Genomic DNA, 18,471 nt, shown 5'->3' with positions numbered 1-18,471 from the left:
CTGGGCCGAACTTTTGAAGTCCCGCGAAAACCTGTGGAAACCGAAATCCCCGATCCGATCCTCAACTCCATGAGAGCGCAGGCGAGTTGCCGGTGAGCTGGTCAGGATCGGGGTGCGGGACACTTCGGGCGGCCGGCGCTCATCAATCGCTCACGATCTCGGCGACTGTGACATGCGTCACGATGATCTTCACGCGGTGCCGGCGGAGGCCTCTTCGACGAGCCGCAGGTACTTCTTCCAGTCCCAGCCCTTCCCGGGGTCGGTGTGGTCCGTGCCCGGTACCTCCACATGCCCGATGATGTGTTCCCGGTCGACGGGTATGCCGTACCGTGCGCAGACCCCGGCCGTCAGCCGCGCGGAGGCGGTGTACATCGCGTCCGTGAAGTCCTCCGGCTTCTCCACGAAGCCCTCGTGCTCGATGCCGACACTCCGCTCGTTGTACTCCCGGTTGCCCGCGTGGAACGCCACGTCCAGCTCGCGGATCATCTGCGTGACCTGCCCGTTCCTGCGGACTATGTAGTGTGCCGCCGCGCCGTGCCCCGGGTCCTGGAAGACCTTCACCGCGCTCGCGTAGCCGCCCTGCGTGACGTGGATGATTACCCGGTCCACGCCGTAGTCGTCGGGCCGGTCGGCCATCCGCCAGTTCGCCGACGAGGCCGCCACCCAGCGCGCCCCCGCGTAGTCGACCTCACCCGCCTTGCGCGGCTTCGACACCCCGGGCACCCGCCACCACAGCCGCGTCAGTTCGTCCCGCGCGAGCACGCCCGTGGCGACGGCGGCCACCGCCCCGCCGACGAGCAGGGCGCGCCGTCCGATCCGCCGGTCGCCGTCCCGCGTGGCATGTGTTTCCTCCATGTGATCGTCAACGGATACTCGCGCGCCCCGGTTCCCGGCGCCCCGTACCCTTGAAGGGTTATGACTCACACCTCGCAGCAGCCCCTCCGCGTACTGGCCGCCATGTCCGGCGGCGTGGACTCCGCCGTAGCCGCCGCCCGCGCGGCACAAGCCGGCCACGACGTCACGGGCGTCCACCTCGCCCTCTCCGCGAACCCGCAGTCGTTCCGCACGGGCGCGCGTGGCTGTTGCACCATCGAGGACTCCCGCGACGCCCGCCGAGCGGCCGACGTCATCGGTATCCCCTTCTACGTGTGGGACCTCGCCGACCGCTTCCGCGAGGACGTGGTGGACGACTTCGTCGCCGAGTACGAGGCGGGGCGCACCCCCAACCCGTGCCTGCGCTGCAACGAGAAGATCAAGTTCGCCGCACTCCTCGACAAGGCCCTCGCCCTAGGCTTCGACGCGGTCTGCACGGGCCACTACGCGCAGGTGATCGTCCATGAGGACGGCACGCGCGAGCTGCACCGCGCCTCCGACATGGCCAAGGACCAGTCGTACGTCCTCGGGGTGCTCGACGACCGTCAGCTCGCCCACGCGATGTTCCCCCTCGGCGACACCCTCACCACCAAGGACGAGATCCGCGCGGAGGCCGAGCGGCGCGGCCTCGCGGTCGCCAAGAAGCCCGACTCGCACGACATCTGCTTCATCGCCGACGGCGACACCCAGGGCTTCCTGGCGGGCCGTCTGGGGCGCGCCGAGGGTGACATCGTCGACGAGTCCGGCGCGAAGATCGGCTCGCACGAGGGCGCGTACGGCTTCACCATCGGCCAGCGCAAGGGCCTGCGCATCGGCACCCCGGCCGCCGACGGCAAGCCGCGCTACGTCCTCGACATCTCCCCGGTGGACAACACGGTGACGGTCGGCCCGGCCGCCGCCCTCGACGTCGACGCCCTCACCGCGATCAGGCCCCGCTGGTGCGGAGCGGCCCCCACCGGCCCCGGCACCTACACCGCCCAGCTGCGCGCCCACGGCGGCGAGACGGAGGTGAGCGCCGAACTGGTCGACGGCACCCTGGAGGTCAGGTTCACCGAGCCGGTGCGCGGGGTGGCGCCGGGCCAGGCGATCGTCCTGTACGACGGCACACGCGTCGTCGGCTCGGCGACGATCGCCACGACGAACCGTGCCGCGGCGGGCGTGGCCTGAGCCGACGTACGGCCACCCCGCAGGAGGCGCGGGGGCGTTACGGAAGCGGTGGAGCGGGACGCCCCGGGAGGTCTACAGGGTCTCGATCTCGTAGAAGCAGAAGTGGTCCTTGATCAGGGCCACCTCCGGCTTCGGCTCGGGGTACCCCCAGACGAGGTCGGCGGCGTCCGGGAGGGACCAGTAGGACGCCGTGCCCTTGAAGGGGCAGTACGTGTGGGTCTCGGAGGGCGTCAGCAGGTCGAGGCGGACGTCCTCGGCGGGGAGGTAGTACCGCGGGGGACAGCCGGTCTCGTGCAGGACGAGGGCGCGCTCGCTCTCGGCGAGCACCTGGCCGCCGTGGACGGCCCGGACGCGGGCGGCGGTCTGCTCGATGGTGATCGTGTGTCCTTCAGCCATACCCGAAGAGCGTTCGCGGGGCCGGGGTTGTTCCCGCCGGGGGAGTGGGAACGGCTGGGGACTGGCGATGATGCGAGCATGGCGGGCATGGCTACTCATGTGATCACCGGGGCGGGTTCGGGCATCGGTGCGGCGGTGGCGAGGCGGCTGCACGCGCGCGGGGACGAACTCGTGCTGCACGCGCGTGACGCGGGCCGCGCGAAGGAGCTGGCGGCACAGTTCCCGGGGGCGACGACGCTGGTGGGCGATCTGTCGGACCCGGACCGGCTGTCCTGGGCGTTCTCCCACCAGACGCTGCCGGACCGGGTGGACTCCCTGCTGCACATCGCGGGAGTGGTCGATCTGGGCCCGGTCGGCGACCTGACCCCCAAGTCCTGGCGTCACCAGCTCAACGTCAACCTGATCGCCCCCGCCGAACTGACCCGTCACTTCCTGCCCCAACTCCGTGTCGCCCAGGGGCAGGTGGTGTTCGTCAACTCCGGCGCGGGCCTGAACGCGCATGCCAACTGGTCCGCGTACGCCGCGTCCAAGCACGGGCTGAAGGCTCTGGCGGACTCGTTGCGCCAGGAGGAACACGGGGCGGGGGTGCGGGTGACGACGGTGTATCCGGGGCGTACGGCGAGTCCGATGCAGGCGAAGGTGCACCAGCAGGAGGGCAAGGAGTACGACCCGTCGAAGTGGATCGACCCGGAGTCGGTGGCGACGACGATCCTGCTGACCCTGGACCTCCCCCGGGACGCGGAGATCAACGACGTGACGGTACGCCCGGGCCGCTGACCTCGGATTCTCGCCCCCGCCGCCCCTACCCGTCCCATCCCTGGGGGCTGCCGCCCCCAGACCCCCGCTTCGGCCCTGAAGGGGCCTCGTCCTCAAACGCCGGACAGGCTGAAAATCAGCCCCTCCGGCGTTTGAGGAGCGGGGCTTCGGGGGCAGCGCCCCCGAGGACGGGATGGGACGGGTAGGGGCGGCGGGGGCGAAGAAACATAGGCTGCCCCACGTGAACGCGAACCCCACCTTCGGCCCCGCCACCGGCATCGGTTCCCTGCCCGGCGGCGACGCCCGGGAAGCCGTCAAGGCGGCCACCGGGACCTTCGACGACTTCCCCTTCCTGCCCGAACTCCCCGCCCGCGGCCCCGGCGCCGACATGATCGGCCGCACCGCCGGAATGCTCGTCGAGATGTACGCGCGTGTGGAGCCCAGCGGCTGGCGCCTCGGCGACCGCCCGGGACGGGACACCAAGCGGGCCCGCTCCTGGCTCGGCGAGGACCTCGACGCACTGGAGGAGTTCACCCAGGGGTACGAGGGGCAGGTCAAGGTGCAGGCAGTCGGCCCCTGGACGCTGGCCGCCGCCCTCGAACTCAGGAACGGTGAGCTCGCCCTCTCCGACCTCGGCGCCTGCCGCGACCTCGCCGGTTCCCTCGCCGAGGGCATCCGCCTGCACCTCGACGAACTGCGCCGCCGCATCCCGGGCGCCCAACTCGTCCTGCAACTCGACGAACCGTCCCTCATGGCCGTACTGCGCGGCCAGGTGCGGACCGCCAGCGGCTACCGCACCCACCGTGTCCCCGACCGCCAGATCGCCGAGGCGATTCTCCGGGAGGTCATCGGCGTGCACGGCGACGGGCCCGTCGTCGTCCACTCCTGCGCGCCGGACGTCCCGTTCGCCTTCCTCCGCAGGGCCGGCGCCGCCGCCGTCTCCTTCGACTTCTCGCTCCTCACCGAGCGTGACGACGACGCGATCGGTGAGGCGGTGGAAGGCGGCATGCGGCTCTTCGCCGGTGTCGTGCCCGGCACGGACGGCCCATTGTCAGACCCTGCCGGTAGCGTCAGTGGTGTCAGAACGCTGTGGCGCAGGCTGGGGCTGCATCCGGGGCTTCTCGCGGAGGCGGTCACGGTCACTCCGTCGTGCGGACTCGCGGGCGCTTCCCCGCGGTACGCATGGGAGGCGCTCGCCCACTGCGTCCAGGCGGCGAGATCACTCGCGGACAACCCGGAGTAACGGAGGACGACACGGTGGCCGGCGAACAGCACGCACAGACCACATCGGTGCCCGCCGAGGCGCGCGACAGGCACGCCCAGCTCGCCGAGCGCATCGAGGAGCATCGCTTCCGGTACTACGTGAACGACGCTCCGGTCGTCAGCGACGCGGAGTTCGACAAGCTCCTGCGCTCCCTGGAGGCGCTGGAGGAGGAGTATCCGGAGCTGCGCACGCCCGACTCCCCGACCCAGAAGGTCTCGGGGGCGTACGAGACGGAGTTCACCTCCGTGGAGCACCGCTCACGCATGCTCTCCCTCGACAACGCCTTCGACGACCTGGAACTGGCGGCGTGGGCGGAGCGTGTCCACAAGGACGTCGGTGCCTCCGAGCACCACTTCCTGTGCGAGCTGAAGGTCGACGGCCTGGCCGTCAACCTGACGTACGAGCACGGGCGTCTCACCCGCGCGGCGACCCGTGGCGACGGCCGCACCGGCGAGGACATCACGTCCAACGTGCGGACGATCGCCGAGATCCCGGACCGGCTGACGGGCGACCGCGTCCCGGACCTGGTGGAGATCCGCGGCGAGGTCTACTTCCCGATGGAGAAGTTCGAGGAGCTGAACGCCCGTCTGGTGGAGGGCGGCGACAAGCCGTTCGCCAACCCGCGCAACGCGGCGGCCGGTTCGCTCCGCCAGAAGGACCCGCGCGTCACCGCCACGCGCCCGCTGCACATGGTGGTCCACGGCATCGGCGCCCTGGAGGGCTACGACCCGCTCGCCCGTCTCTCCGAGGCGTACACCCTCCTGCACGGGTGGGGCCTGCCGACCACGCAATACGCGAAGCGGGTCGACGACCTCGACGGCGTACGGGAGTTCATCGCGTTCTACGGCGAGAACCGCCACTCCGTGGAGCACGAGATCGACGGGGTCGTCGTGAAGCTCGACGAGATCCCGCTCCAGGGCCGCCTCGGCTCGACCTCGCGGGCGCCCCGCTGGGCGATCGCCTGGAAGTACGCGCCCGAGGAGGTCAACACCAAGCTCATCAACATCCGCGTGGGCGTGGGGCGTACGGGCAGGGTCACGCCGTACGCGCAGGTCGAGCCGGTGACGGTGGCCGGCTCGGAGGTCGAGTTCGCCACGCTGCACAACCAGGACGTCGTCAAGGCCAAGGGCGTGCTCATCGGCGACACCGTGGTGCTGCGCAAGGCCGGTGACGTCATCCCGGAGATCCTCGGCCCGGTGGCCGACCTCCGCGACGGCACGGAGAAGCCCTTCGAGATGCCGGCCGAGTGCCCCGAGTGCGGTACGCCGCTGCGGCCCATGAAGGAGGCCGACGTCGACCTCCGCTGCCCCAACGGGCAGAGCTGCCCGGCCCAGTTGAGAGAGCGGCTGTTCTATCTCGGCGGGCGCAAGTGCCTGGACATCGAGAACTTCGGTTACGTGGCCGCCGCCGCGCTCACCAAGCCGCTGGAGCCGTCCGAGCCGCCGCTCGTCGACGAGGGCGACCTCTTCGACCTCACCATCGAGCGGCTGCTGCCCATCAAGGCGTACGTCCGGGACCAGGACAGCGGGCTGCCCAAGCGGGACCCGAAGACCGGCGAGGAGAAGATCGCCACGGTCTTCGCCAACCAGGAGGGCGAGCCCCGGAAGAACGCGGTCTCGATGCTCGCCAACATCGCCGCCGCCAAGGACCGTCCGCTGGCCCGGATCATCACCGGTCTGTCGATCCGGCACGTCGGTCCGGTCGCCGCCGAGGCACTGGCCCGGGAATTCCGCTCGATCGAGCGCATCGAGCTGGCCTCCGAGGAGGAGCTGGCGACCACGGACGGGGTCGGCCCGATCATCGCGGCCTCGCTCAAGGAGTGGTTCGCGGTGGACTGGCACCAGGAGATCCTGCGCAAGTGGCGGGCCGCCGGGGTCCGGATGGAGGAGGAGGGCTCCGGCGAGGACGAGGGACCGCGCCCGCTCGAAGGGCTCACCGTCGTCGTGACCGGCACGCTCGAACACCACACCCGGGACGGCGCGAAGGACGCATTGCAGAGCCGTGGAGCAAAAGTGACCGGTTCTGTTTCGAAGAAGACGTCTTTCGTGGTTGTGGGTGACAATCCTGGTTCGAAGTTCGACAAGGCCATGCAGTTGAAGGTGCCTGTTCTGAACGAGGACGGCTTCGCCGTACTGCTCGAACAGGGAGCCGAGGCAGCGGCCGAAGCGGCGCTTCCGAACGAGGAGTAGGGGTTGAAGACCACCCGATCGGCGCATACCAGATGCATACGGGTGGCCGGGTCGCATTCGGGCAACCGTCGACGACCGCTGCCCGTGGAAGCCTTCTGCGGCCTACTGTTGACGTATGCGCCTGCCGTGCCCGGATGCGGTTACGGACGCGTTGCCGGTCGACGGACATCGGACCGCGTGGCGTGGGCACCGCCGGCTGTGAGAGGGACGGAATGGAACCGACCGATAGCGCCGCCCCTCCCTCTTGGCTGCGCGGACGCCGGATATCCGGCGTCTGGCGCTGGGGCTCCGCCCTCCTCGCGGGCAGTCCCGAGCCCGGCCGGGAACCGGACGCGGGCCGCCGGACGGCACGGTTCCTGGAACGGGCGGGCGTCGGCATCCGTGCTACCGGACCGGCGAACAGGAGTGGCGCGGCGGGCGGCACCGGACATCGCATCGTCGCCGACAGCAGGGTGTCGACCCCGCTGACGGCCCACCTCACCGCCGAGGAACGCGTCGCCCATCTGCACGCCCACGACCCCGCGCGCCAGTTGTCCTGGCCCGCGCTGCCCGCGGCGGTCGTCGCGTCGGGCGGCTTCGTTCTCGGCGCCGGCTTCTACCGCGGCTTCACCGGCCACAGCGCGCTCTTCCCGTCCGGCACCGTCGGCTGGGCCCTCGCCGTGCTCACCGGTGTCATCGTCGGCCACCTCGTCGCCCTCGGCCGCGCCCGCTGGTGGGGCGGCACCGGCTCGGGCGCCGCCCTCACCCTCTCCGTACTGCTGCTGTTCGGGTGGGTCCCGGCCGGCCTGGTCAGCCTCACGGTCGTCGTCCTGGTCGGCGTGGCCCGGCGCCACCGCTGGCGGCAGGGCATCCTGCACGGCGCGGTGGACATCCTCGGCATCGGCGCCGGCGCGCTGGTACTCGCCGCGTTCGGCCGGGTCCCGTCCGTCGAGACGCCGTGGAACCCGCAGACCTGGAGCGTCTACACGGCGCCCGAGGTGATGCTGATCGCGGTCACCTACCTCGCGGTCACCCGCACCCTGCTCTGGTATCTGCACACCCCGCGCGGCGGGCTGCCCACCGCCGCCCGCTCCGCCCTGGTCAGACAGGGGCTGGTCGCGGTCGCGCTGCTCGCCATCGCGCCGCTGATCTGCGTCGTCGCCGTCGCCCTGCCGATCCTGCTGCCGCTGTTCGCCATCCCCCTCATCGCCCTCGACTCCACCCTGTGGATAGCCAGGGCCCGGGCCGAGGAACAGCTGCGCGACCCGCTGACCGGACTGCCCAACAGACAGTGGCTCCTGGAACGGACCTGGACGGCCCTCGACGATGCCGAACGCATCGACGCGCGGGCCGCGTTGATGCTCATAGACCTCGACCGATTCCGGTCCGTGAACGACACGCTGGGCCACCTCGCCGGTGACCGTCTCCTTCTCCAGATAGCCGACCGGCTGCGCCTCGCACTGCCGCGCGGCGCGGAGGCCGCACGGCTCGGCGGCGACGAGTTCGCCGTGTTACTGCCGGTCGTCGACTCCACGACGTCGGCCACCCGCGTCGCCCGCAACCTGGTCACCGTGCTCGGCTCCCCGCTCGACCTCGACGGCCTCACCCTCGTCCTGGAGGCCAGCGCCGGCCTCGCCGTCTTCCCCGACCACGCGCTCGACGCGGAGGGCCTGCTGCGGCGCGCCGACGTCGCGATGTACCAGGCGAAGCGGGACCGTACGGGCGTCGAGGTGTACGAGTCCAAGCGGGACTCGAACACCCCGGACCGGCTCGGCCTGCTGGGCGACCTGCGGCGCGCGCTCGACGCGCACGAGGTCGAACTGCACTACCAGCCCAAGGTGCGCTTCGACGGACAGGTCGTCGGCCTGGAGGCGCTGGTGCGGTGGGTGCACCCGGAGCGCGGAAGGGTGCCGCCGGACGAGTTCATCGCGATCGCCGAGTCGTCCGGGCTGATGCCCCACCTCACGGAGTACGTGCTGGAGACGGCGCTCGAACAGGTCGCGAAGTGGCGCTCCCAGGGGCTGTTCGTCCCGGTCGCCGTCAACGTCTCCCCGCGCGACGTCCACACCCCCGGCTTCGCCGGTTCCGTCGCCGCGCGGCTGGCCAGGCACGGGGTCCCGGCGGCGGCGCTCCAGCTGGAGATAACGGAACACGTGCTCCTGGAGGATCCGCAGCGGGCCGCGGACACGCTGGCCGCGCTGACCGGGCACGGCGTGAAGATGTCGCTGGACGACTTCGGGACGGGGTACTCGTCGCTGGTGCATCTGCGGCGGCTGCCGGTGAGCGAGCTGAAGATCGACCGGTCGTTCGTGGCGCGGCTGGCGGTGGACACCGAGGACGCGGAGATCGTGCGGTGCACGGTGGATCTCGCGCATTCCCTGGGGCTGCTCGTGGTCGCCGAGGGTGTTGAGGACGACGAGACGTGGGAGCGGTTGCGGGACATGGGGTGTGACGCGGTGCAGGGGTGGCTCGTCGCCGCCGCGATGCCTCCCGAGGAGGCCACGGCCTGGCTGCTGGCGCGGGGGACCCGTGGCTGGCAGCGGCCTCGGGCGGCCTTGCCCGCCGCGGAATCATAGGGAGATCTCCCACCCGCGCACCGCGCGTTTACCGCCCGTCAAGAGGCTGACGTCTCCCGTGGAGGGCTCTCGCCGTCGGTGGCCTCGGGCGCGATGGGATCGACCCGTGCGCGGGTTGTCCCGTCCGCCCCCTAGGATTGGGGCCAAAACCCACACCGCACTCACCCCAGAGGATCGCTGCATGCCTGGCATCACGCGCGAGGAGGTCGCCCACCTCGCACGGCTGGCGCGTCTGGAGCTGAAGGGCGAAGAGCTCGACCACTTCGCAGGCCAGCTCGACGACATCATCGGCGCGGTCGCCCGCGTCAGCGAGGTCGCCGACCAAGACGTACCGCCGACCTCGCACCCGCTGCCGCTGACGAACGTCATGCGCGCGGACGAGGTCCGTCCGTCGCTCACCCCCGAGCAGGCGCTCTCCGGCGCCCCCGCCCAGGAGCAGCAGCGTTTCAAGGTGCCGCAGATCCTGGGGGAGGACTAATCACCATGTCGGACAACAGCAACGTCAACATCATCCGGCTCACCGCAGCCGAGACCGCCGCGAAGATCGCTTCGGGCGAGCTCACCGCCGTACAGGTCACCGAGGCCCACCTGGCCCGGATCGAGGCCGTCGACGAGAAGGTGCACGCCTTCCTGCACGTCGACCGGGAGGGCGCGCTCGCCCAGGCCCGTGCCGTCGACGCCAAGCGCGAGCGCGGGGAGACGCTGGGCCCGCTGGCCGGCGTACCCCTCGCGCTCAAGGACATCTTCACCACCGAGGGGATTCCGACCACCGTCGGGTCCAAGATCCTCGAAGGGTGGATCCCGCCGTACGACGCGACCGTCACCAAGCGGCTGAAGGCCGCCGACGTCGTCATCCTCGGCAAGACCAACATGGACGAGTTCGCCATGGGGTCCAGCACCGAGAACAGCGCGTACGGGCCCACCGGCAACCCGTGGGATCTCACCCGCATCCCTGGCGGCTCCGGTGGCGGGTCCTCCGCCGCCCTCGCCTCCTTCCAGGCGCCGCTGGCCATCGGGACGGACACCGGCGGTTCCATCCGCCAGCCCGCCTCCGTCACCGGCACGGTCGGCGTCAAGCCGACGTACGGGGCTGTGTCGCGGTACGGCATGGTCGCCTTCTCGTCCTCCCTCGACCAGGGCGGGCCCTGCGCCCGTACGGTCCTGGACGCCGCGCTCCTCCACGAGGTCATCGCCGGGCACGACCCGCTCGACTCCACCTCGATCGACGCGCCGGTCCCGCCGGTCGTCGAGGCCGCCCGTAACGGCAGCGTCGAGGGCATGCGCGTCGGCGTCGTCAAGCAGTTCCGCGGCGAGGGCTACCAGGCCGGCGTCATCCAGCGCTTCGACGAGTCAGTCACCCTGCTCAAGGAGCTGGGCGCCGAGATCGTCGAGCTGGACTGTCCGTCCTTCGACCTGGCGCTCTCCGCCTACTACCTGATCGCGCCGAGCGAGTGCTCGTCGAACCTCGCCCGCTTCGACGGACTCCGCTACGGCCTGCGCAGCGGCGACGACGGCACGCACTCCGCCGAAGAGGTCACCTCCCTCACCCGCGCGGAGGGCTTCGGCCCCGAGGTCAAGCGCCGCATCATGCTCGGCACGTACGCGCTCAGCTCCGGCTACTACGACGCGTACTACGGCAGCGCCCAGAAGGTCCGTACGCTCATCACGCGGGACTTCGAGAAGGCGTTCGAGTCTGTTGACGTGATCGTGTCGCCCACGACCCCGACCACCGCCTTCCCGATCGGCGAGCGTGCCGACGACCCGATGGCGATGTACCTCGCGGACCTCTGCACCATCCCGACCAACCTGGCCGGTAACTCGGCCATGTCCCTGCCCTGTGGTCTCGCACCGGAGGACGGACTGCCGGTCGGGCTCCAGATCATCGCCCCGGCGCTCAAGGACGACCGTCTTTACAAGGTCGGCGCGGCCGTCGAGGCGGCGTTCGTGGAAAAGTGGGGGCACCCGCTGCTCGAGGAGGCACCGTCGCTGTGAGCAATGCTCTTTCGAAGGCCAAGGGCTTCAAGAAGTCCAAGTCCGGCACCTATCTGTCCATCGCCGGGACCGCGTTCGGCGCTCTCGGTGTTGCCAAGCGGCTCAAGAAGGCCCGCGCCGAAAAGGACACCCTGGTCCTGATCGACGCCACCGTGTCCGCCGTCGCCATCGTCACCGGCCTCGCCATCCTCTACCGCGAGCTGAAGCGGCTGGGCGACGACGACGTCCTGCTGGGCTGAGAGGGAACTTTTCACCGTGACCACCACGACCGACGAGTTGGTGTCGTACGAGGACGCCTTGGCGACGTACGACCCCGTCATGGGCCTCGAAGTCCATGTCGAACTCGGCACCAAGACCAAGATGTTCTGCGGCTGTTCGACCGAGCTGGGCGGCGAGCCCAACTCGCAGACCTGCCCGACCTGCCTCGGCATGCCCGGCGCGCTCCCGGTCGTCAACGCGATCGGCATCGAGTCCGCCATCAGGATCGGCCTCGCGCTGCACTGCGAGATCGCCGAGTGGTGCCGCTTCGCCCGGAAGAACTACTTCTATCCGGACATGCCGAAGAACTTCCAGACCTCCCAGTACGACGAGCCGATCGCCTTCAACGGCTACCTCGACGTCCAGCTGGAGGACGGCGAGACCTTCCGCGTGGAGATCGAGCGCGCCCACATGGAGGAGGACACCGGCAAGTCGCTGCACGTCGGTGGCGCGACGGGCCGTATCCACGGCGCCTCGCACTCGCTCCTCGACTACAACCGCGCCGGCATCCCCCTCATCGAGATCGTCACCAAGCCGATCGAGGGCGCCGGCGAGCGCGCTCCCGAGGTCGCCAAGGCGTACGTCGCCGAGCTGCGCGAACTCATCAAGGCGCTCGGCGTCTCGGAAGCCCGCATGGACCAGGGGCAGATGCGCTGCGACGTGAACCTGTCGCTGCGCCCGCACGGCCGCGAGAAGTTCGGCACCCGCAGCGAGACGAAGAACGTCAACTCGCTGCGTTCCGTGGAGCGTGCCGCCCGCTTCGAGATCCAGCGGCACGCCGCCGTACTGAACTCCGGCGGGACGATCATCCAGGAGACCCGGCACTTCCACGAGGACACCGGGTCGACGACCTCGGGCCGCGTGAAGGAGGAGGCCGAGGACTACCGGTACTTCCCCGAGCCGGACCTGGTGCCGGTGGCCCCGTCCCGCGAGTGGGTCGAGGAGATCCGCGCCGGGCTGCCCGAACTGCCGCTGGCCCGCCGCAACCGGCTCCTCGCCGAGTGGGGCGTCACGGCGACCGACATGCAGTCGATGCTCAACGCCGGTGCCATCGACCTGATCGTCACCACCATCGACGCCGGCGCTGACGCCGCCTCCGCCCGCAAGTGGTGGATGGGCGAACTCGCGCGCAGCGCCAACGAGTCGGGCACCCCGCTCGACGCACTGCCCATCACGCCCGAGCAGGTCGCCCGGGTGGCCGCGCTGGTCACCTCCGGCGATCTGAACGACAAGCTGGCCCGTCAGGTCATCGAGGGCGTTCTCGCGGGCGAGGGCACCCCGGACGAGGTCGTCGAGAAGCGCGGCCTGAAGGTCGTCTCCGACGACGGCGCGCTCAACACGGCCGTCCAGGAGGCCATCGCCGGCAACCCGGGCATCGCCGACAAGATCCGCGGCGGCAAGGTGGCCGCGGCCGGTGCCCTGGTCGGCGCGGTCATGAAGGCGACCCGCGGTCAGGCCGACGCGGCCCGCGTCAAGGAACTGATCCTGGAGCAGCTGGGCGTCAGCGAGGGCTGAGTCGAGCAGTGAATCTGGGGGCGCATCGGAAACCCGATGCGCCCCCAGCTGTTGTCAGGTTACGTACGACGCCCCACGACCCGCACGAAGCCCAGGGACCGGCCCTGGTCGGCACGCACCAGCTTCACCGAGTCGCGGGCCATGGCCGCCATGAACTCCTCGGTGCTCTCCTCCGCGCACACCTCGCTCCACAGCAGCCAGTCGCGCCAGCCGTCCGGCAGCCAGTCCGCGGCCTCCACGGTCACGGCCCCGCTGCGCGTCCACTGCCGCCGCCACCAGTCGGCGGTGTGGAACGCCCAGAACCCCGGGTCCCAGAACGGCCTGAGGTGTTCCGGCGGCTCGACGCCGTCCGGCTCCTCACGCAGCGCCGGTACGACGACGCCGATCCGCCCGCCCGGCTTCAGCAGCCGGGTGAGGCTGGGCAGATACAGGTCGTTCGTGCCGAAGTACTGGTACGCGTCGATGCTCACGATCGCGTCGAACGACTCGTCGCCGAACGGCAGTCGGTGTGCCTCGGCGTACACGGGCAGCACCCGGTCGGCGACGCCCGCCCCGGCGATGCGCCGGGCGTTCTTGCCGGGTTCGATCCACAGGTCGGCGGCGGTGACCTGGACGTCGTACTCCTTGGCGAGGAAGACCGACGTCATGGCCTTGCCGCAGCCCAGGTCGAGCACCCGGGCGCCCGGCGGGAGGGTGTCGAGGCCGAGCGCGGGGGCCAGCCACTCCAGCAGCCACAGGGCGTGCGGGCCCATCTGGTTGTCGATGGTCCAGCGCGCGTCGTACCGGCTGCTGCGCGGGTAGTGGGGATGGTTCAGCCGCTCAGCGAGCGGGTCGGGACGGTCGTTCGAGGTGCTGGATGTGATGTCGGACATCGGTGAGCGGGCTCCTCGGGTTCTGTGACGAGAAAGAACGGAAGGCGTCGGAGCTCGGTCGGACCTTCAAACAACGCACCTGCTCGGGGAGACGGCGAAAAGCCGGATACGGACAGTCGACGGCCGGACGCTAGCAGTGGGCATCAGGCGTCCGCATCCGAATTCTCAGGTGGGCGCGCTACGCTCCCGCGCCATGGATGAGAACGCGGAGGAGTACGAGGAGGAGTACGAGGACGCGCGGCGCGCCCGCTGGACGGCGACCGGAACCGGGGCACTGCTGGCCCTCGTGGGGCTCGCTGCCTCGACGCTCCGCCTCGCGGGCTCAGCGCCCGTGCTGGTACCCGGCGCGTACGCCTTCGGCGCCGCCGTCTGCGGGCTCGCGTCGGTACTGGGGGCGCGGGGGCGCACCAGACGGGCCCTGTGGCTGCTGATCGTCGGCGTGATGGTGATGGCGCTCGGCGACCAGTTCGACTGAGTCCTCTGGTGGGTGTCCTCTGGTGGGTCTTCTGCTGAGGCGACAGAGTTCACGTGATTGTCCTGTGATGTGACTCGCACTCCTGTGAGTAAAGGCATCAACGCCATAAACGATCACCATCGCCTGCGACAGTGGTCCGGTATCTCTCTTGCTTTTTTTCGTTTCTTTGCGGGCCGTTCTGTTCATTCACGACTGTTCCCGGTCAAAGATCCACCTTCATCCAGGGAGCACGTCTGTGGCAGTCCTCGCACGCTGGTGTGTCAGGCACCGCCTCGTCGTCGTTCTGGTCTGGCTCGCCGCCTTCGCCGGCGTGACCGCCGCCGCGGCCGTCGCGGGCTCGGCGTACTCGAACGACTACGAAGTCCCCGGCACCGAGTCGGGCCGCGCCACCCAGCTCCTGGAGAAAGGTTTCCCCGGTCTGGGCGGCGACACCGACACCGTCGTCTGGCACACGGCCTCCGGCTCCGGTACGGTCCGCGCCGCCGACGTCGAGCAGACGATGACCCGCACCCTGGACCGGATCGCCGACCTGCCCGGAGTTGCCTCGGTCGTCAGCCCCTACGAGGGCCGCGACACCGGCCGCATCAGCGCCGACGGGCGTACGGCCTACGCCACCGTCACCTTCGACAGGTCCGCCGAGGACATCGGCGAGGGCGAGGCGCGGGCCGTCGTCGACGCGGCCGAGGCGGCGCGGGCCGACGGACTCCAGGTGGAGCTGGGCGGCAGCGCCATCGCGCTCACCGAGTCGTCCGGCGGGCACCTCGCCGAGGTCGTCGGTGTGGTCGTCGCGGCCGTCGTGCTGTTCCTCGCCTTCGGCTCGCTCGCCGCCTCCCTGCTGCCCATCGCGACCGCCCTGGTGAGCGTCGGCACGGCGTACGCCGGGATCGTGCTGCTCGGGCACACGATGACCGTCGCCGACTTCGCACCCATGCTCGGGATGCTGATCGGGCTGGGTGTCGGCATCGACTACGCGCTGTTCATCGTCACCAGGCACCGGCGCGGCCTCAAGCGCGGCCTGGCCGTCACCGAGGCGGCGATCAACGCCGTCACAACCACCGGACGCGCCGTCGTCTTCGCGGGTGCGACAGTTTGCATCGCCCTGCTCGGCATGCTCATCCTGCGACTGGGCTTCCTCAACGGGGTCGCGATAGCCGCCTCCCTGACGGTGGTCCTGACCGTCGCGGCCTCCGTGACCCTGCTCCCCGCCCTGCTGTCGTTCATCGGGCCCCGCGCCCTGAGCCGGCGTGAGCGGCGCAGGCTGGCCGAGCACGGGCCCGAGCCGGAGCTGCCCACCGGGTTCGCCGCCCGCTGGTCCGCGTTCGTCGAGCGCCACCCCAAGGTGCTCGGCGCCGCCGCCCTGGCCGTCGTGGCACTGCTCGCCGTGCCCACCCTCTCGCTCCACCTCGGCACCTCCGACCAGGGAAACAACCCGAGGGCGACGACCACGCGCCAGGCCTACGACCTCCTCGCCGACGGCTTCGGCCCCGGCGTCAACGGCCCGCTCACCCTCGTCACGCCCGTCTCCGACGCCGAGGACAAGCTCGTCCTCGACAACCTCGCCGCGACCCTCCGGACCACCGAGGGCGTCGCGTCGTCCTCGCCGGTCACCTACGGCGCCGACGGCTCCACCGGGTACCTCACCGTCGTACCGGAGTCCTCCCCGCAGTCCGCGCGGACCAGCGACCTGGTGGAGCGGCTGCGCGAGAGGGTGCTCCCGCGCGCGGAGACCGGAACCTCCCTCGACCTGCAGGTCGGCGGGGTCACGGCGAGCTACGACGACTTCGCGGATGTGATCGTCGGCAAGCTGCCACTGTTCGTCGGTGTCGTGATCGGCCTGGGCTGTCTGCTGCTCCTGCTCGCGTTCCGGTCGATCGGCATCCCGCTCAAGGCCGCCGCGATGAACGTCGCCGCCGTCGCCTCCGCGTTCGGTGTCGTCGTCGCGATCTTCCAGTGGGGCTGGGGGAGCGAACTGCTGGGCCTCGGCAGCGCGGGCCCGATCGAGCCGTTCCTGCCGGTCATCATGGTCTCGGTCCTCTTCGGGCTCTCCATGGACTACCAGGTCTTCCTGGTCAGCCGGATGTACGAGGAGTGGCTGGAGACCGGCGACAACCGGCGGGCCGTCCGGGTCGGCCTCGCCGAGACCAGCCGTGTGATCAACTCCGCGGCGGTCATCATGATCTCCGTCTTCCTCGCCTTCGTCCTCTCCGGCGACCGCGTGATCGCCATGTTCGGCATCGCCCTGGCCGCCGCCGTCGCCCTCGACGCCTTCGTCCTGCGTACGCTCCTGGTGCCGGCGCTGATGCACCTGCTCGGTGGCGCCAACTGGTGGCTGCCCCGCTGGCTGGACAGGCGCCTGCCGCGCATCAGCATCGAGCCGCCCGAGTGCCGGAGCGCCGCCGGGCAAATGCCGGGCGTCGGGGAGGCCGCCCGTGCGAGCATGCCGGACGTACTCGACGTGGACGTCATGGACGTACTGGTGAAGGAGCGACCGCAGGATGTACGCGATATCCCTGGGTGACGACGGCGCGGAACTTCGGCCCCTGGAGCCCTGGCACGCCGAGGAGTTCCTCGCCCACCTCGACCGGGGGCGGGACTTCATCACCCGGCACATCCCCTTCGGCATGAAGTCCACCGACCTCGACTCCGCGCGGGAGCAGCTCCAGCGGTACGCCGACCAGCGCGCCGCCGACACCGGGTCGCTGCACGGGATCTGGCTGGACGGGAAGCTCGTCGGCGGGGTGCTGTTCCTCAACTTCAGCGCGGAGCACGGCAACTGCGAGGTCGGCTGCTGGCTGGAACCGGCCGGCACCGGGCGCGGACTGATCACGCGCGCGATGCGTGTCCTCATCGACTGGGCGATCGACGTACGTGGCATGCACCGTGTGGAGTGGCACGCGTCGTCCGTCAACGAGGCGAGCATCAACGTGGCGCGGCGACTGGGTATGAGCCGTGAGGCTCTGCTGCGGGAGAACTACCCGCACCGGGGTGTCCGCGCGGACACCGAGATCTGGTCGGTACTCGCGCCCGAGTGGCACGACGCACGCGCGCGTGCCGCTCACAAGGATCATTAAGGAACTTCTCAGACGACGTCCGTACGGTGCGAGGCATGGGAACCAAGACAGCAGACGAGACCGGCGCCGAGACCGGTACCGAGGCGAAGAGCGACGACGTGAAGAGCGGTAACGAGACGGTGGACATCACCAAGGACGAGCAGCAGCCGGCAGAGGCCGCGGCCGGCACCGAGGTCGAGGTCCTGGGCGACGCGGACGAGTACGAGGGCGACGACCTGGACGACCTCGCGGAGCTGGAGGCGGCAGAGCTCGCGGCCGAGAAGGAAGGCCCCTCCGGCGTGGGCCAGGGCGCTGCCGCCGTCGCGTCCGCCGTCCTCGGCTTCGTCTCGCTCACCGGCAGCTGGGTCGGCACGGTGGCCGCCGCGCGCGAGGAGCTCAGCGGCCAGCTGGCGATGCAGGCCGCGTCGTCGCCGAGCATTGCCACCACGATCAAGGAGGTCTACGGCGACGCCTGGCAGACCACCGCGCTGTGGGGCGGCATCTTCGCGCTCCTCGGGCTGCTGGTCGGTGTCGCGGCCCTCGCCCGGCCCGCGTTCGGCGCCCCGGGCAAGCCGCAGGCCGTCTGGATCAGGTCGGTCTCCTGGGCGGGCGTCGGCCTCGGCATCCTCGGACTGCTCCTCGCGGTCCTGAAGTACACCGACGTACTGCTGGGCCTGCCCTCCGCGTCCTGACCCGGGGGCGGAATCACCGCAGGTCATGAGGGGCCTTAGGCCGGTCGTAAGCACCTTACGGCTCGGCTGGGGCCCCTCACCCGTTCCTAAGGCCCCCACCCCCTCGGAAGATGCGGAACTCTCCCGATGTGGCGGACCCCCCTGGCAGACGAAGGTTGGGACATCGCGGAAAGCGAAGACCAACCGAAGTCACCAGGACCCGAGGGGCATCACATGTTCGAGTACGAACTCCACCAGATCCGTTCCGCCGAACTGCGCCGCGAGGCCGCGGACGAGCGCCTGGCCCGGGAAGCGGTCCGCGGTGCCCGTGCCGCCCGCCGCGAGGCAGCCGGCCGGGCCGCCGAGGGCGAGGTGCATACCGACCGCACGCGCCGGCACTGGTTCACCCGGGCCGCGTGAGCACCGGGGGACGGGCGG

At 70.6% G+C, this 18,471-nt stretch carries 17 protein-coding genes; 14 read left to right on the top strand and 3 right to left on the bottom strand.

The window, feature by feature from the left end; translation table 11 throughout:
* Nucleotides 1-189: 189 nt before the first annotated feature.
* Nucleotides 190-855, bottom strand: coding sequence for an N-acetylmuramoyl-L-alanine amidase (locus ACW4TU_RS12345; RefSeq protein WP_457427511.1), 666 nt, complete (start codon nt 853-855; stop codon nt 190-192).
* Between the two features lie 60 nt (nt 856-915).
* On the opposite strand from ACW4TU_RS12345, the gene mnmA reads away from it, so the two are divergent.
* Nucleotides 916-2,040: a tRNA 2-thiouridine(34) synthase MnmA gene (gene mnmA, locus ACW4TU_RS12340; protein ID WP_457427509.1), complete on the top strand. Its 1,125-nt coding sequence runs from the start codon at nt 916-918 to the stop codon at nt 2,038-2,040.
* A gap of 72 nt (nt 2,041-2,112) precedes the next feature.
* Here the strand turns inward: mnmA and ACW4TU_RS12335 are convergent, their stop codons facing one another.
* Complete coding sequence (locus ACW4TU_RS12335; RefSeq protein ID WP_457427507.1) at nt 2,113-2,436, bottom strand: DUF427 domain-containing protein; 324 nt, start codon at nt 2,434-2,436, stop codon at nt 2,113-2,115.
* A gap of 78 nt (nt 2,437-2,514) precedes the next feature.
* Here ACW4TU_RS12335 and ACW4TU_RS12330 point away from each other — a divergent pair, with 78 nt between their 5' ends.
* From ACW4TU_RS12330 to gatB, 8 genes are all read left to right on the top strand, one after another.
* Nucleotides 2,515-3,213 carry an SDR family oxidoreductase gene (locus tag ACW4TU_RS12330; RefSeq protein ID WP_457427505.1) on the top strand — a complete coding sequence of 233 codons (699 nt, stop codon included), beginning with the start codon at nt 2,515-2,517 and terminating at the stop codon, nt 3,211-3,213.
* A gap of 220 nt (nt 3,214-3,433) precedes the next feature.
* Nucleotides 3,434-4,435 carry a methionine synthase gene (locus ACW4TU_RS12325; RefSeq protein ID WP_457427503.1) on the top strand — a complete coding sequence of 334 codons (1,002 nt, stop codon included), beginning with the start codon at nt 3,434-3,436 and terminating at the stop codon, nt 4,433-4,435.
* A gap of 14 nt (nt 4,436-4,449) precedes the next feature.
* Nucleotides 4,450-6,645: an NAD-dependent DNA ligase LigA gene (gene ligA, locus ACW4TU_RS12320; RefSeq protein WP_457427501.1), complete on the top strand. Its 2,196-nt coding sequence runs from the start codon at nt 4,450-4,452 to the stop codon at nt 6,643-6,645.
* 212 nt (nt 6,646-6,857) lie between these two features.
* Nucleotides 6,858-9,200 carry a putative bifunctional diguanylate cyclase/phosphodiesterase gene (locus ACW4TU_RS12315; protein ID WP_457427499.1) on the top strand — a complete coding sequence of 781 codons (2,343 nt, stop codon included), beginning with the start codon at nt 6,858-6,860 and terminating at the stop codon, nt 9,198-9,200.
* Between the two features lie 181 nt (nt 9,201-9,381).
* A complete protein-coding gene (gene gatC, locus ACW4TU_RS12310; RefSeq protein WP_015036350.1) occupies nt 9,382-9,678 on the top strand; it encodes an Asp-tRNA(Asn)/Glu-tRNA(Gln) amidotransferase subunit GatC in 297 nt (98 codons plus the stop codon).
* A 5-nt stretch (nt 9,679-9,683) separates the two neighbouring features.
* Complete coding sequence (gatA, locus tag ACW4TU_RS12305) at nt 9,684-11,192, top strand: Asp-tRNA(Asn)/Glu-tRNA(Gln) amidotransferase subunit GatA (protein ID WP_457427496.1); 1,509 nt, start codon at nt 9,684-9,686, stop codon at nt 11,190-11,192.
* A complete protein-coding gene (locus tag ACW4TU_RS12300; protein ID WP_457427494.1) occupies nt 11,189-11,431 on the top strand; it encodes a hypothetical protein in 243 nt (80 codons plus the stop codon). Before gatA ends, ACW4TU_RS12300 begins: the two co-directional genes overlap by 4 nt.
* 16 nt (nt 11,432-11,447) lie before the next feature.
* Nucleotides 11,448-12,965, top strand: a complete 1,518-nt coding sequence (gatB, locus tag ACW4TU_RS12295; protein ID WP_457427492.1) for an Asp-tRNA(Asn)/Glu-tRNA(Gln) amidotransferase subunit GatB — start codon at nt 11,448-11,450, stop codon at nt 12,963-12,965.
* A gap of 59 nt (nt 12,966-13,024) precedes the next feature.
* On the opposite strand, the gene ACW4TU_RS12290 is transcribed toward gatB, so the two are convergent.
* On the bottom strand, nt 13,025-13,837 hold the full coding sequence (locus ACW4TU_RS12290) for an SAM-dependent methyltransferase (protein WP_457427490.1): 813 nt from the start codon (nt 13,835-13,837) through the stop codon (nt 13,025-13,027).
* Between the two features lie 193 nt (nt 13,838-14,030).
* Here ACW4TU_RS12290 and ACW4TU_RS12285 point away from each other — a divergent pair, with 193 nt between their 5' ends.
* The 5 genes from ACW4TU_RS12285 (at nt 14,031) to ACW4TU_RS12265 (ending at nt 18,453) form a co-directional block, all read left to right on the top strand.
* Nucleotides 14,031-14,312: a hypothetical protein gene (locus tag ACW4TU_RS12285; RefSeq protein ID WP_457427488.1), complete on the top strand. Its 282-nt coding sequence runs from the start codon at nt 14,031-14,033 to the stop codon at nt 14,310-14,312.
* Between the two features lie 235 nt (nt 14,313-14,547).
* Nucleotides 14,548-16,830, top strand: a complete 2,283-nt coding sequence (locus tag ACW4TU_RS12280; RefSeq protein WP_457427486.1) for an MMPL family transporter — start codon at nt 14,548-14,550, stop codon at nt 16,828-16,830.
* Nucleotides 16,808-17,383: a GNAT family N-acetyltransferase gene (locus ACW4TU_RS12275; protein WP_457427484.1), complete on the top strand. Its 576-nt coding sequence runs from the start codon at nt 16,808-16,810 to the stop codon at nt 17,381-17,383. Before ACW4TU_RS12280 ends, ACW4TU_RS12275 begins: the two co-directional genes overlap by 23 nt.
* Before the next feature lie 35 nt (nt 17,384-17,418).
* Nucleotides 17,419-18,054 carry a hypothetical protein gene (locus tag ACW4TU_RS12270; protein ID WP_457427482.1) on the top strand — a complete coding sequence of 212 codons (636 nt, stop codon included), beginning with the start codon at nt 17,419-17,421 and terminating at the stop codon, nt 18,052-18,054.
* Nucleotides 18,055-18,267: 213 nt separating this feature from the next.
* Complete coding sequence (locus ACW4TU_RS12265; protein ID WP_457427480.1) at nt 18,268-18,453, top strand: hypothetical protein; 186 nt, start codon at nt 18,268-18,270, stop codon at nt 18,451-18,453.
* Nucleotides 18,454-18,471 lie beyond the last annotated feature (18 nt).

This window comes from Streptomyces kryoterrae (genome assembly GCF_054072135.1).
This window is presented reverse-complemented; position numbering and strand designations above follow the sequence as displayed.